Raw genomic sequence first — 14,236 nt, 5'->3', positions numbered from 1 at the left:
ACGTCGATTGCCGGGGGGCTGGATATTCAGCCTGGTTTCAGCAGTTTCTCTGTAATCTCGTCGTCCTGAATCCCGGGGCGGGGGATTGTTGGCCGATCAGGCCTGTAACGCCGCACTATCTATGCATACCGAGCAAGAACTCCACACCAAGATCGGCGAGATCGTCGAGTCGATCGTCATGAAGAAAGTCTCCCCCGATACGCAGTTGATTGCCACAGGCCTGGTCGATTCGCTCGCCGCCGTGGACATCACGCTGGCGGTCGAGTCGGAGTACGGCTGCAGCATTCCGGCTCCCGAGATCGCGGAGCACCTACAGTCGGTCCGCACGCTTGCCGGCTATGTCGCTGCCCATACTTCGTAATACCCGGCTGTTGTCTCACGTCGCGGCAGCCGCGACGGCGGTGGCTCTGGCGGTGGGTACGTATTGCGGCGCGGACGATCTGCTCAGCCGCGTCGTGAATCCCATGTCGGCGCCCTCGGCCGCGGGCTCCGCCAAGAGCAACTACCTGCCCAACCTGGGGCCGGACTGGGGTACGCAGCACGTCAACCTGAACCGCCTGGGCAACGCCCTGAGCGATGGCACGCTGGTCGTACTCGGCTCGTCCGAACTGTCCAGCCACGACTTGCGCTTCGTGCCTTACCGCTTCTTCCCCGAAGAGCTGAAAGTGCCGACGCTGGCCTATGGCCACGCCATGTTCCAGTCCTATGGCATCGTCAGCGTGCTGGAGTCGGTGGCGGATTCGCTCACGCCCAATACACGGTTGGTGATCATGCTGTCGCCGGCCTGGTTTGCCTCGGGCGGGCAGTTGCCGCGCAGCGCGTTCGCGGAGCACGTCACGGGACCGGTCTGGGACCGGCTCTGGGACCAGCCCAACACGCGCGAACAGATGCAGAACTGGATCAGCGACAACGCCAATTGGGGCCTGCTGTGGCTCATCGCCAATGGCCAGGTTGCCGAGCTGAAGGACAAGCTGGCGCTGTGGTGGCATGCGCGCAAGGAACCTGCACCCGATCGTCCGCGCACCAAGCTATCCGTGCCGGCGCACCGCTACGTGTCGTGGCCGTCGGCCGCACGCCTGGACCAGGGCCAGTGGGGCCGGCTGACGCATCAGGCGCGCGTGGTCGAACAGGACCTGGGCGGCCATAACCCCTACGACGTGCGCGACGATTACTACAAGCAGTACCTGGCGGCGCTGTATTCGCCAGCCCGCAACGAGTTCGCCGACATCGATCCGATCACCCGCACGGAACTCGGCGACCTGTCGCGCGTGATGGCCTTGCTGCAGAAGCGCAAGGTCCACGCCTACTTCGTCATCCAGCCCTTCAATCCCAAGCTCATCCTGGACGTGGAACGCTTCGACCCGGTGGTGGCCGCCATCACGGGTATGTGCGAGCGCTACCAGATGGGCTGCCTGGATCTCTACAGCATCCCCTTTGAACCGGGCATGCTGCGCGACGACATGCACCTCGCCGAACTTGGCTGGGCCATGGCCGATCAAGGCATTGCGGAGTACTTTTCCCGATGAGCAAGATTCTTCCCGCGGCCGCGCCCGAGGCCGGCCGCGCTGTTGAAGGGCAGGAAACCCGCAAGGCGGCCGTCGCCTGGGGCCGCCGATTTCTCTGGCACCTATGCCTGTATATCGGCGTGATCCTGGTGTTCGTGCTGCAGGCGCAGCCCACCACGGGCAGCGGCGGGCCGATCAAGGTCGAATTCCAATACCAACAGTTCTGAGCCCGCCATGGAATTGTTCGCAAGCTTGAGCTTTTTCGGCGGCGCCTTGTGCGGCGGCCTGGGCCTGTTGGCCTACCGCTCCTTCGGCATGCCGTTCCGTATCGGCTACCGCCACATCATCGGCGTGATCTGCCTGGGCGTGTGGATGGCGGTGTTCTGGGCGCGCCCGTATCAACCCATCGCCTTGCTGGCCATTTCCGGCACCGCGCTGTGGGCGGTGCGGCGCAACTACATCCCCACCTGGCTGGCCGTGATCATCACCATGACGCCGCTGCTGCTGGTGAAGACGGGCGTGTCGCACCTGGGTGCCATGCTGGGGCTGTCCTTCGCCACGTTCCGCGCCATCGACGTGCTGCTGTTCGCGCAGCGCAACGAACGCGTGTCGCCGCTGGACTACTTCATCTACCTGTTTTTCCCGCTGACGTTGCTGGCCGGTCCCATGTACCGCTGGCGGAATTTCCAGGCGGACCTGAAGCGCGGCTACGAAGGCGTGAACCTGAACACCTGGCTCAGCGGCCTGGAGCTCATCATGCTGGGCGTAATCCAGAAGTTCGGCGTGGCCGAACTGATCTGGCGCTACGGCCTTGCGACGCTGGACGCGCATGACTATTCGTTCACTGGCGTGGCGCTCAACGCTACGCTCTACAGCGCCTATCTGTTCTTCGACTTCGCCGGCTATTCCACCATGGCGATCGGTATCGGCATGCTGTTCGGCTTCACGTTGCCGATCAACTTCCGCAATCCGCTGGCCACACTGAACCCGCAGGATTTCTGGCGCCGCTGGCACATCAGCCTGTCGGAGTGGTTGCGCGACGTGGTGTTCATGCCCATCTACAAGGCGCTGAGCAAGACCAAGTTCTTTGGACGCCACCGCATGGCGGCGCAGAACATCGGCATCTTCGCGACCTTGCTGGCCATGGGCGTCTGGAATGGCCTGTCGCTGCACTACATCGTCAGCGGCCTGATGTTCGGTGCGTACTCGGTGGGCCACAACCTGCTGATCAACGCGGCGCGCACCCGCCCGGCCTTGCAGGCTGCGCTGGCGCAGCCCGTCATGCGCTTTCTCGGGCGCGTGCTCACCCTGATTCTTGCTGCGCTGGCGCTGTACGTGTTCAGCGGCCGCAGTCCCATCTGACGCCGGGAGTTTCGGCATGCGTTTCGATCTGAAGTCTTTCCAGTTCACAGATACCGGATATGCGCCCGACGCGCCTGCGGTCGTCGCCGCCGACCGCAGCCTGAGCTGGTCGCAATTGCGCGCCGAGGCAGGTGCCTGGGCCGACGAGGCGCGCAGGCATGGCGTGGCGCCGGACGTGCCGGTGGCCATCTATGGTCACAAGGAAGCTGCATTCTTCGTCGCCATGGTCGGCGCCTTGCTGATCGGGGCGCCGTTCGTGCCGGTGGATACCATCTATCCGCAAGAGCGTTTGCGCCGCATCGTCGAGATCGTGCGCGCCGCCGCCGTGTTCGATGCCGCCAGCGGCAGCTTCACGTCGGGCGAGGGCGCCATGCTGGCCGAGCGCGGCCTGGCCTACGTCATGTTCACGTCCGGCAGCACGGGTGACCCGAAGGGCGTGCAGATCGGCCGCGAAAGCGTGGGCCTGCTGGGCGACTGGATGCTGGGCAGCTTCGGTCTGGGCGAAGCGCCCGTGTTCATGAACCAGGCGCCATTCAGCTTTGACCTGTCCATGTACGAAGTGTTCGCCACCTTGGCCGCGGGCGGTTGCTGCGTGCTGAATGCACGCGAACAGATTGCCGCGCCTGCTGCCTGGATGGCCCGCCTGGCGGAGCACGGTGTGACGGTCTGGGTGTCCACGCCGTCGTTCGCGCATCAGCAACTGGCCAACCGCGATTTCTCGCCGGCTGCATTGCCTGGGTTGCGCACCTTCCTGTTTTGCGGCGAGCCGCTGCCCGCGGCGCTGGCCAAGAAGCTGCGCCAGCGTTTCCCGGACGCCGTCATCCTCAATACCTACGGCCCCACGGAAGCCACCGTGGCGACCACCTGGATCGAAGTCACGGACGCCGTCCTGGCCGCGCACGACCCGCTGCCCGTGGGGCATGCCAAGCCGGATAGCGTGCTGATCGTGGACGAAGGCGAGATCTGCATCGTGGGCGACCACGTCATGCGCGGTTATCTGAATCGCCCGGACCTGAACGAAGCCAAGCTCTACACCTACGCCGACGGCCGCCGCGCCTTCCGCACGGGCGACCTGGGCCAGATGGAGAGCGACGGCCTGCTGTTCTGCCGCGGCCGCATGGACGACCAGATCAAGTTGAACGGCTATCGCATCGAGCTTGCCGAGATCGACGAAGCGCTGCATGGCCTGCCGGGCGTGGAGGGCGGCGCCTGCGCAGTGCTGCGCAGGCCCGACGGCACGGCGGTGCGCTTGATCGGATTCGTGGCGGGGGTGGAGGAGCAGGCGCCGCGCATTTTGGCGCCTGAGGCGCTGGCGGGCTGGAAAGAGCGGCTGGCGCAGCGCCTGCCGCCTTACATGGTGCCGTCCGAGCTGGTGGCCTGCGCGGCGCTACCGATGTCGAACAATCACAAGATCGACCGCAAGAAGCTGGTCGAGATCTACGCCGGTATTCCGGCGTAAGGGCCGGCGGGGCGTGGCCCCGCCGCTTTACAGACCCACCATGCGCTGGCTGATGTTGGACAGCACCATCAACAGCACCTGCGCGACGATCAGCAGCACCAGCGGCGAAAAGTCGATCGCGGTGCGCGGCAGCAGGCGGCGGATGGGGTCCAGCATGGGCGCGGTCAGCGCCTGCAGCAGCGGCATCATGGGCGCCATCGGATTCACCCACGACAGCACGGCCTGGATCAGCGTCAGCCATACCACCAGGTTCAGCGCCCATTTGACGGCCATGATCAGCGCCGAGCCCATGACCCTGGGCAGGTAATCCAGCGGAATCAGCGCACCGATCACCACCAGCCAGATCAGCACCAGATAGACCAACGCGGACAACCACACGGCGACGAGGCTGGTCCAGTCGATCTTGTTGCCGGCGGGAATGATCTTGCGCAGCGGCATCACCAGCCAGTTGGTGACTTGGTAGATGAAGCGCGACAACGGGTTGAAGGGGTGCAGCCGTATCGCGTGCATCCAGGCGCGCGCAATCAGCGCCGCGCCAAACAGCGTGAACACGATTTCGAGAAGGAAACGCAAGATTTCATCGAGCATGGACACGGTCACCCTGAAAAAGAGGAGTCAATTGTCGCATGCCCAGGCGAAAAATCGCCTGCAGGCCGCGCGCGCTCGCCGTTCTGGAGGATGCTGGCCGATGCCGGGCCGCGCGGGCACGAAAAAGCCGCCCGGCTTAAGCCAGGCGGCTCTGCGAAGCTAGTGCTTCGAACCGTCCGGATTAAGGACGGCCACCCGTCGGGAACGGCCACGACGCGGCGGGGTTCAGCGCGGTCTTCGCGCCCGGAGCAGCAGCCGTGGACGGCGGCGTTGCGGGCTTCTTCGGAGCGGCTTTCTTCGCAGCGGGCTTCTTGGCGGCAGCAGGCTTCTTGGCAGCAGCAGGCTTGGCTGCAGCAGGAGCCTTCTTGGCAGCGGGGGCCTTCTTGGCAACAGCCTTCTTGGCGGCAGGCGCCTTCTTGGCTACGGCCTTCTTGGCAACCGCCTTCTTGGCAGCAGGAGCCTTTTTGGCGACGGCCTTCTTGGCTACCGCTTTCTTGGCGACGGCCTTCTTGGCGACGACCTTCTTGGCTACGGCTTTCTTGGCAACCGCCTTCTTGGCGACAGCTTTCTTGGCCACGGCCTTCTTGGCGACAACCTTCTTGGCTACCGCTTTCTTGGCTACCGCTTTCTTGGCGACTGCCTTCTTGGCGACGGCCTTCTTGGCTACCGCTTTCTTGGCGGCGACCTTCTTGACTGCCGGCTTCTTGGCGGCAACCTTCTTCACTGCCGGCTTCTTGGCAGCGACTTTCTTGACGGCTACCTTCTTGACGGCAGCTTTCTTGGCCGGTGCGGCCTTCTTCGCTACTGCCTTCTTGGCGGCGGGCTTCTTCACCGCTTTCTTTACGGCTTTCTTGGCTGTTGCCATGGTCATGCTCCTTAGGTTCAGGGGTCCCAGAACTTAAACCCGTGCCCCGATCCGCCAACAAGGCGCATCGTGCCCGGGCTATTCATCGGCGCAAGCCGCTGTTCTGTGCGAGCAACAGCTACTACGGTTTGCGCTAATGAATTCGGCACAGCCATTTGATATGGCCCCCGCTCCTTTGGCGCGAGCCATTTCAAATGGCGCCGGTAGACGACCTGATCACAGGCCGCCGACCGCTTGTTCTACGTGTGTTCGATTGCCCCCACGCCGCGCCTTCGGCTTGCTGCCCCCCGAGGGGGCGCGTTTTGCCTTGGGGCGGCCCGGCGGCAAAACACCCTGACCAGGGAGAACATCATCAAGCCTGTCGCGAACGCGACGCTCCTTGCATCTGGAGCGTGCCCGCGCCGGGCCTGATGACGTACTGCTTTTACTCCCAGCTCAGCGTGCCACCGGTTTGGTATTCGATCACGCGAGTTTCAAAAAAGTTGCGTTCCTTTTTAAGATCGATCATTTCCGCCATCCACGGGAAGGGATTTTCTTCCTGCGGGTAGAGCGGTTCGATACCGATTTGCTGGCAACGACGGTTGGCGATGAAGCGCAGGTAGGATTTGAACATAGGTGCGTTCAAGCCCAACACGCCGCGCGGCATCGTGTCTTCGGCGTAAGCGTATTCGAGTTCGACCGCTTTGCGGAAGAGTTCTCGAATTTCTTCGCGGAATTCCGGCGTCCACAGATGCGGATTTTCCAGTTTGACGGTGTTGATCAGGTCGATGCCGAAATTGCAGTGCATGGATTCATCGCGCAGGATGTACATGTACTGCTCGGCGGCGCCGGTCATCTTGTTCTGGCGGCCCAGCGCCAGGATCTGCGTGAAGCCAACGTAGAAGAACAGGCCTTCCATCAGGCAAGCGAAGACGATCAGCGACTTCAGCAGCGTCTGGTCGGCTTCGGGGGTGCCCGTCTTGAAGTTGGGGTCCGCGATCGCGTCGATGAACGGGATCAGGAACTCGTCCTTGGCGCGGATGGACGGCACTTCGTTGTAAGCGTTGAAGATCTCCGCTTCGTCCAGGTCCAGGCTTTCGACGATGTATTGATAGGCGTGCGTGTGGATCGCTTCTTCAAACGCCTGGCGCAGCAGGAACTGGCGGCACTCGGGCGCCGTGATGTGGCGGTAGGTGCCCAGCACGATGTTGTTCGCGGCCAGCGAGTCGGCGGTGACGAAGAAACCCAGGTTGCGCTTGACGATGCGGCGCTCGTCCTCGGTGAGCCCGTTCGGGTTCTTCCAGAGGGCGATGTCGCGCGACATGTTGATCTCTTGCGGCATCCAGTGGTTGGCGCAAGTCGCCAGGTACTTCTCCCATGCCCACTTGTACTTGAAGGGCACGAGCTGATTGACGTCGGTCTGGCCGTTGATGATGCGCTTGTCGGCAACCTTCACGCGTTGCGAGGTGGCGGAGCCGCTGGCGGCCAGGCCAGCCGCGTGTTCAGGCGCGGCAGGCGTCGGCATGGCGGTGTCGCCGAAAACACCGGTCGCCGCCCGGACTGCGGGCGCAGCCTGCCCGCCCGCCGCGGGTGCGGGCGATTGTGCAGGTTGCGTGGCGATGGTGTCGTCTTCCCAATTAATCATGATTCATTCTCCGGAGGCGGTTATTGGCAGGCTTCGCACTCTTCGAAGCCGGGGTCGCCCGGCCGCATGGTGCAAACCGCCCCGAGAACTTCGGGTTCCGGCAAAACAGGTGCAGCAGCGACAGCAGGACCAGCGGACGGTGCGCCCGCCGAGACGGCGTTCAATTCGCCGCCGCGTCCCGTGGACTTCTCGGCGCTGGTGGCGCCAAGCGTACGCAGGTAGTAGGTCGTCTTCAGGCCGCGCTTCCAGGCCAGCTTGTAGGTGTCGTCCAGCTTCTTGCCCGACGCGCCCGACATGTAGATGTTCAGCGACTGTGCTTGATCGATCCACTTCTGGCGGCGCGACGCGCATTCAACCAGCCAGCTCGGTTCGACTTCGAACGCGGTGGCGTAGAGGTCGCGGAGTTCGGAAGGTACGCGATCGATGCGGGACAGGCTGCCGTCGAAGTACTTGAGGTCGGCGACCATGACTTCGTCCCAGAGACCGAGTTTCTTCAGGTCACGCACGAGGTAATCGTTAACGACCGTGAACTCGCCGGAGAGATTCGATTTGACGTACAAGTTCTGGAAAGTGGGTTCGATGCACGCAGATACACCAATGATATTGGAAATAGTCGCGGTTGGGGCGATTGCGATGCAATTGGAGTTGCGCATGCCATGTTGTTTGATGCGCGCGCGCAACGTATCCCAATCGAGCGTGCTCGACTCATCAACTTCAACGTGACCACCGCGTTCATCGCGCAGCATCTTCAACGTGTCTTGCGGCAAGATGCCGCGCGACCACAGCGAGCCTTCATACGATTGATAACGGCCGCGCTCTTCAGCGAGCAGGCTCGAGGCCCAGTACGCGTGATAGCACACGGCTTCCATCGAACGGTCGGCGAATTCGACAGCGGACTGCGATGCGTAAGGCACGCGCATCATCTGCAGGCAGTCCTGGAAGCCCATGATGCCCATGCCCACCGGACGATGGCGCGCGTTGGAATTGCGGGCCTTGTCGACGGCGTAGTAGTTGATGTCGATCACGTTGTCGAGCATGCGCATGGCGATGCTGACCGTGCGCTTGATCTTGTCGTGGTCGAGTTCGAAACCGCCGCCGGCAGCCGGCTTCATGTGCGCGACCAGGTTCACGGAACCCAGGTTGCACACCGCGATTTCGGATTCGTTGGTGTTCAGCGTGATCTCGGTGCACAGGTTCGAGCTGTGCACGACGCCGACGTGCTGCTGCGGCGAACGGATGTTGCAAGGATCCTTGAACGTGATCCAGGGGTGGCCGGTTTCGAACAGCATCGACAGCATCTTGCGCCACAGGTTCAGCGCCGGCATCTTCTTGAAGAGCTTGAGCTCGCCGCTGGCAACGCGCGCTTCGTAGCCCACGTAGGCTTCTTCAAAGGCGCGGCCGTACTTGTCGTGCAGGTCGGGGCAGTCGGACGGCGAGAACAGCGTCCACTCGCCGCCTTCCATGACGCGCTTCATGAACAGGTCGGGAATCCAGTTCGCCGTGTTCATGTCGTGCGTGCGGCGGCGCTCGTCGCCGGTGTTCTTGCGCAGTTCCAGGAATTCTTCGATGTCCAGGTGCCACGATTCCAGGTACGTGCAGACAGCGCCCTTGCGCTTGCCGCCCTGGTTGACCGCGACGGCGGTGTCGTTGACGACCTTCAGGAACGGCACGACGCCCTGGCTTTCGCCGTTGGTGCCCTTGATGTGGCTGCGCAGCGCGCGCACCGGGGTCCAGTCGTTGCCCAGGCCGCCGGCGTACTTGGCCAGCAGCGCGTTTTCCTTGATGGCGTCGTAGATGCCTTCCAGGTCGTCGGAGACGGTGGTCAGGTAGCACGACGACAGCTGCGAGTGCAGCGTGCCCGAGTTGAACAGCGTCGGCGTCGAGCTCATGAAGTCGAACGAGGACAGGATCTCGTAGAACTCGATGGCGCGGGCTTCGCGGTCGGTCTCGCGCAGCGCCAGGCCCATGGCCACGCGCATGAAGAACACCTGCGGCAGTTCGATGCGCGTGCCGCGGATGTGCAGGAAGTAGCGGTCGTACAGGGTCTGCAGGCCGAGGTAGCCGAATTGCAGGTCGCGCTTGGCGTTCAGGGCGTGGCCCAGCTTGGTCAGGTCATAGCTGGCCAGATCGGGCGACAGCAGGCCGCCTTCGATGCCGCGGGCGATGAAGGTGGGGAAGTACTCGGCGTAGCGGGCGGCCATGCCGTCCTGCGAGACTTCTTCGCCCAGCACTTCCTTGCGGATCGTGTGCAGCAGCAGACGGGCGGTGACCTGGCTGTAGGCCGGGTCCTTTTCGACCAGCGCGCGCGCGGACAGGATGGCGGACTTGAACACTTCGTCGACGGGGATGCCGTCGTAGAGGTTCTTGACCGTTTCCTTCAGGATCGCTTCCGTGTCGATGAATTCGGCCAGGCCTTCGCCGGCGGCTTCGATGGTGGCGCGCAGCTCAGCCAGATCCAGCGGGCGGCGCACGCCGGCGTCGGTCACGTTCAACACGTGTTCCTGCGGGGCGGCGGCCTTTTCCTGGTTGTCGGCGGCGGCGGCAGCGGCGGCAGCGCGTTCCTGCGTGCGCTTTTCGCGGTACAGCACGTAGGCGCGGGCGACGTCGTGTTCGCCCGAGCGCATCAGGGCCAGTTCGACCTGGTCCTGGATGTCTTCAATATGGAAGGTGCCGCCGTTGGGGCGGTTGCGCACCAGCGCGTTGACGGCCTGGCCGGTCAGGTTCTCGACCAGCTCACGCACGCGCGCGGAGGCCGCGCCCTGGCCGCCGTTGACGGCCAGGAAGGCCTTGGTCATGGCGATGGCGATCTTGTTGGGTTCGAACCCGACCACCGAGCCATTGCGGCGAATGATGTTGTAGCTGGCCCATTGCCCGCCATTGGGGTCGGCAGGGGAATCGGTTTGGGAGGGCGGCACGGCCGAGGGCCGGGTCACAGAGGCGATCGTAGTCTGCATGGAAGCTCCTGTGCGAAAAGCGCGTAGATAGCGACATGACGGCGTCATGTCAGGTACAAAATCGGATCTTTTGAGGGGGTCGTAACGCTAGGACGGCTTAGTCCAAAAGGCGTGGCCGACGGGAATCAGCTCTTAAGCGACCACAACATATAGTGTAGCACCCCTCGTTGGACACTAATTCTAGTGATCGAGTACGACAGGGACAAGAAAAAAATAAGACGAAGTTCACAAAAGGTTGTTACCAAATGCACTAGGCGCGCCCAGCAAGGCGCGCCCAGGAAGGTGCCGCTCGGAGCGAATGTTTATGCGGTCTTCCGCAGGGGCATATCGCGCGGGGCAGGCGCCGTATAGGTTTGCATCAAGCGGCCCAACTCCGTCCGATACTTCTCGACGTTTGCAGCCTTCACGTGACCGAAGCCGCGGATGGTTTCTGCAAGGCCGGCGATTGTAGCCGCTTGAGCCAGCTTGTCGCGGGTCAACCCTGCGAGCAACTGGTCTATGGTCTGGCGGTACTCGCGCACCAGCGCCCGTTCCATCTTGCGTTCGGCGGTGTGGCCGAAGGGATCGAACCAGGTGCCGCGCAGGCCCTTCAGGCGCGTCAGCATTTTCAGCGCGGTCATGGTGCGCGGGCCCAGCGTCATCTTGCGCGGCACGCCGGTGCGCGGGTCCTTGCGGGCGAAGATGGGCGGGGCCATGTGAAAGCGCAGGCTGTAGTCGCCTTCGAACTGGCCCTGCAACTGCGCCTGGAAGGAGGCGCCCGTGTAGAGCCGCGCGACTTCGTACTCGTCCTTGTAGGCCATGAGCTTGAAGAGGCCGCGCGCGACAGCGAGCGCCAGGCGCGGCGTCTTGGCGTCGGGCGCCAATTCGCGTTCGCGCGCCGCGACGGCCTCGACCACGTCCTGGAACTGGCGGGCGTAGTCGGCGTTTTGATAGGCGGTCAGGTCTTCGATGCGGCGGGCGACGGCGCGTTCGAACGATTCGGGCACGTGCAGTTGCACGACCTGGGCGCGCGGGCGCAGCGCGCCTTCCAGCGCGTCGGGCTGGTGCGCTGCCAGACGGCCGCTGTCGAAGGCAGCCCGGTTGGCGGCCACGGCCACGCCGTTGAGTTCGATGGCGCGGTTGATTGCGGCCTGCGACAGCGGCACGCCGCCGCGCTGCCAGGCATAGCCCAGCATGAACATATTGGACAGGATGCTGTCGCCGAATAGCGCCAGCGCGGCCTCGTGCGCGTCGATCGCGACGGTGTTGGATTCGCCCGCGGCGTGGCGGATCTTGGCCAGCAGCGCTTCGGGCCGCATGGCCGCGTCCGGGTTGCGGGTGAAGTCGGAGACCGGGGCCACGTAGCTGTTGACCGTGACCTGGGTGTGGCCGCGGCGCAGCGCGCCCAGCGAGTCCGGCGCCACGGAGGCGACCGGGTCGCACAGGATCGCGGCGTCGGCCTGCTGCCAGTCCAGGCGTACCGGGCCGGCAGGCGCGCCGGCAGGCGCCAGGCGGATGTGGCTGACGACCGTGCCGCCTTTCTGCGCCAGGCCGGTCAGGTCCAGCACCGCGGCGGACAGGCCTTCCAGATGCGCCGCCATCGACACGATGGCGCCGATGGTGATGACGCCGGTGCCGCCCATGCCGGCGACCAGCAGGCGATAGGGATGGTCCAGCGCGGGCATGGCCGGCAGGGGCAATTGCGCGATCAATTTCTGCAGGCGTTCCTGGTCGGCCTTGGGCGCCGCGCTCTTCTTGGGCTTGCCGCCCATCACGGAGACGAAGCTGGGGCAGAAGCCTTCGGCGCAGGAATAGTCCTTGTTGCAGCTGGACTGGTCGATGGCGCGCTTGCGGCCATAGGGCGTTTCCAGCGGCACCACCGACAGGCAGTTCGATTGCACGCCGCAGTCGCCGCAGCCTTCGCAGACGGCGCTGTTGATCAGCATGCGGCGCGCCGGGTCGGGAAATTGGTTCTTCTTGCGGCGGCGGCGCTTTTCAGCGGCGCAGGTCTGGTCATGGATCAGCACGGTCACGCCGGGGATCTCGCGCAGCTCGCGCTGCAGCGCGTCCAGTTCGCGGCGGTGGTGCACCTTGATGCCGGCGCCCAGGTCCACGCCTTGGTACTTTTCGGGTTCGTCGGTGGTGACGACGATGCGGGCCACGTTCTCGCCGCGCAGTTGCTGGCAGATGCTGGGCACCGAGATCGGGCCGTCGATGGGTTGGCCGCCCGTCATGGCCGTGGCGTCGTTGAACAGGATCTTGTAGGTGATGTTGGCCTTGGCGGCCACGGCCTGGCGGATGGCGAGATAGCCGGAGTGGTAATAGGTGCCTTCTCCCATGTTCTGGAAGATGTGCGGCATCTTGGTGTAGCGCGACAGGCCGATCCAGTCCACGCCTTCGCCGCCCATCTGCGTCAGGCCGCCGGTGTCGCGGTCCATCCAGGCGGCCATGTAGTGGCAGCCCACGCCCGACAGGGCCTGGCTGCCTTCGGGCACCTTGGTCGAGGTGCTGTGCGGGCAGCCCGAACAGAAATAGGGGCGGCGGCGCATGCCGTCGGCATCGTTGGACAACGGCGCCTGGCACGCGAATGCGGACAGGTCCGCCGCCAGCGGCAGGCCGGCGGCGCGGCTGAGCCAGCTGGCCAGCGGCTGCGCCAGCAGGGAAGGGCGCAGCTGGCCGGCCGAGGGCACCAGCGCTTCGCCGTCGAAGCCTTTCTTGCCGATGACGGTGGGGCGGTCCGGCAGGTTGAACAGCAGGTCCTTGATCTGGCTTTCGACCACGGCGCCCTTTTCCTCGATCACCAGGATGTGCGAGAGGCCGCGCGCGAATTCCAGCAGACGTTCGCTATCCAGCGGCCAGGTCAGGCCGGGCTTGTAGATGCGCACCGGCGCGTTGGCGGTGACGGTGTCCACGCCCAGGCGCGACAGCGCTTCCAAGGTGTCCAGGTGCGCCTTGCCCACCGTGACGATGCCGACAGTGGCCTTGGGCGCCGGACAGGTCAGGCGGTCGATGCTGTGGCGGCGCGCGAATGCGGCCACGGCCTTCATGCGCAGGTTCATGCGCGTTTCGATCGCCAGCGACAGGAAGTCGCGCGCGGAATATTCCAGCGATTCGGGCGGCATGTCCGGATCCGCCGGCATGTCGTAGCGCTGGGCAGGGGCGGGAACAAAGGAATGCCCGCATTCGATGGTTTCGGACACGGCCTTGAAGGCGACCCAGGTGCCCGAGTAGCGCGACAGGGCCCAGCCCCACAGCGCGAAGGTTTCGTATTCGTCGATGGAGGCGGGATGCACGATGGGCATCTGCCAGCCGATCAGCGAGGCCTCGCTGGAGTGCGGGATGGAGGACGAGACGGCGGTGTGGTCGTCGCCCACCACCACCAGCACGCCGCCGTTGCGCGATGCGCCCGCCGCGTTGCCATGATGCAGCGCGTCGCCGGCGCGATCCACGCCGGGGCCCTTGCCGTACCACATGGCATAGACGCCATCGACGTTGCGGTCGGCGCGCACGCCGGCCTGCTGGGTGCCCATGACCGCGGTGGCCGCCATGTCTTCGTTGATGGCCGGCAGGAAGGTGATCTGGTTGGCGTCCAGCGCCTTTTGCGCCTTCCACATGGCCATGTCCACGCCGCCCAGCGGCGAGCCGCGGTAGCCCGAGACGAAGCCGGCCGTGTTCAGGCCGCGTTCGCGGTCCATCCGGGCTTGGGTGAGCATGATGCGCACCAGCGCCTGGGTGCCGGTCATGAAGATGCGGCCGGAGCTGCGGGTGAGGTTGTCGGCGAGCTGGTACTCGAGGTCCAGCTGGGGTTCGGCGGCGGGGGTACCGTCCATGGTGAATACTCCTGGTTTCGGCACCATGATAGGTTCGCGAGCCATCAGGTTTATTGCGTTTTTGGATCGT

General features: G+C 64.4%; 10 protein-coding genes. 5 read left to right on the top strand and 5 right to left on the bottom strand.

Translation table 11 applies throughout. The features are described from left to right. Positions 1–121 precede the first annotated feature (121 nt). From IB259_RS22575 to IB259_RS22555, 5 genes are read left to right on the top strand one after another with little or no spacing between them, the layout of a single operon-like run. A complete protein-coding gene (locus IB259_RS22575; RefSeq protein ID WP_192330149.1) occupies positions 122–361 on the top strand; it encodes an acyl carrier protein in 240 nt (79 codons plus the stop codon). Next, positions 339–1,526, top strand: coding sequence for a D-alanyl-lipoteichoic acid biosynthesis protein DltD (locus IB259_RS22570; RefSeq protein WP_054458333.1), 1,188 nt, complete (start codon positions 339–341; stop codon positions 1,524–1,526). The genes IB259_RS22575 and IB259_RS22570 overlap by 23 nt, the downstream gene beginning before the upstream one ends. Then, entirely contained in the window at positions 1,523–1,732 is a 210-nt protein-coding gene (locus tag IB259_RS22565) for a hypothetical protein (protein ID WP_054458336.1), read from the top strand. Before IB259_RS22570 ends, IB259_RS22565 begins: the two co-directional genes overlap by 4 nt. 7 nt (positions 1,733–1,739) lie before the next feature. Continuing rightward, entirely contained in the window at positions 1,740–2,867 is a 1,128-nt protein-coding gene (locus tag IB259_RS22560; protein ID WP_054458338.1) for an MBOAT family O-acyltransferase, read from the top strand. A gap of 16 nt (positions 2,868–2,883) precedes the next feature. Continuing rightward, a complete protein-coding gene (locus IB259_RS22555) occupies positions 2,884–4,326 on the top strand; it encodes a D-alanine--poly(phosphoribitol) ligase (protein ID WP_054458340.1) in 1,443 nt (480 codons plus the stop codon). A 27-nt stretch (positions 4,327–4,353) separates the two neighbouring features. Here the strand turns inward: IB259_RS22555 and IB259_RS22550 are convergent, their stop codons facing one another. From IB259_RS22550 to IB259_RS22530, 5 genes are all read right to left on the bottom strand, one after another. Beyond that, positions 4,354–4,914 carry a YggT family protein gene (locus tag IB259_RS22550; protein WP_054458342.1) on the bottom strand — a complete coding sequence of 187 codons (561 nt, stop codon included), beginning with the start codon at positions 4,912–4,914 and terminating at the stop codon, positions 4,354–4,356. A 181-nt stretch (positions 4,915–5,095) separates the two neighbouring features. Beyond that, positions 5,096–5,779, bottom strand: a complete 684-nt coding sequence (locus IB259_RS22545) for a histone H1-like DNA-binding protein (protein WP_192330146.1) — start codon at positions 5,777–5,779, stop codon at positions 5,096–5,098. A gap of 424 nt (positions 5,780–6,203) precedes the next feature. Further along, entirely contained in the window at positions 6,204–7,403 is a 1,200-nt protein-coding gene (locus tag IB259_RS22540; RefSeq protein ID WP_054458346.1) for a ribonucleotide-diphosphate reductase subunit beta, read from the bottom strand. Between the two features lie 20 nt (positions 7,404–7,423). After that, a complete protein-coding gene (locus tag IB259_RS22535; protein WP_054458348.1) occupies positions 7,424–10,357 on the bottom strand; it encodes a ribonucleoside-diphosphate reductase subunit alpha in 2,934 nt (977 codons plus the stop codon). Positions 10,358–10,659: 302 nt separating this feature from the next. Next, positions 10,660–14,166 (bottom strand): indolepyruvate ferredoxin oxidoreductase family protein, encoded by a 3,507-nt coding sequence (locus IB259_RS22530; RefSeq protein ID WP_192330144.1) that lies wholly within the window; start codon positions 14,164–14,166, stop codon positions 10,660–10,662. Positions 14,167–14,236 lie beyond the last annotated feature (70 nt).

It is taken from the genome of Achromobacter sp. ACM04 (assembly GCF_014851465.1).
Classification (GTDB): Bacteria; Pseudomonadota; Gammaproteobacteria; order Burkholderiales; family Burkholderiaceae_B; genus Achromobacter; species Achromobacter aegrifaciens.
This window is presented reverse-complemented; position numbering and strand designations above follow the sequence as displayed.

Bases quoted from the DNA above. Each gene is read 5' to 3' on its own strand.
- IB259_RS22575 (WP_192330149.1), top strand. From the start codon at position 122: ATGCATACCGAGCAAGAACTCCACACCAAGATCGGCGAGATCGTCGAG.
- IB259_RS22570 (WP_054458333.1), top strand. From the start codon at position 339: ATGTCGCTGCCCATACTTCGTAATACCCGGCTGTTGTCTCACGTCGCG.
- IB259_RS22565 (WP_054458336.1), top strand. From the start codon at position 1,523: ATGAGCAAGATTCTTCCCGCGGCCGCGCCCGAGGCCGGCCGCGCTGTT.
- IB259_RS22560 (WP_054458338.1), top strand. From the start codon at position 1,740: ATGGAATTGTTCGCAAGCTTGAGCTTTTTCGGCGGCGCCTTGTGCGGC.
- IB259_RS22555 (WP_054458340.1), top strand. From the start codon at position 2,884: ATGCGTTTCGATCTGAAGTCTTTCCAGTTCACAGATACCGGATATGCG.
- IB259_RS22550 (WP_054458342.1), bottom strand. From the start codon at position 4,914: ATGCTCGATGAAATCTTGCGTTTCCTTCTCGAAATCGTGTTCACGCTG.
- IB259_RS22545 (WP_192330146.1), bottom strand. From the start codon at position 5,779: ATGGCAACAGCCAAGAAAGCCGTAAAGAAAGCGGTGAAGAAGCCCGCC.
- IB259_RS22540 (WP_054458346.1), bottom strand. From the start codon at position 7,403: ATGATTAATTGGGAAGACGACACCATCGCCACGCAACCTGCACAATCG.
- IB259_RS22535 (WP_054458348.1), bottom strand. From the start codon at position 10,357: ATGCAGACTACGATCGCCTCTGTGACCCGGCCCTCGGCCGTGCCGCCC.
- IB259_RS22530 (WP_192330144.1), bottom strand. From the start codon at position 14,166: ATGGACGGTACCCCCGCCGCCGAACCCCAGCTGGACCTCGAGTACCAG.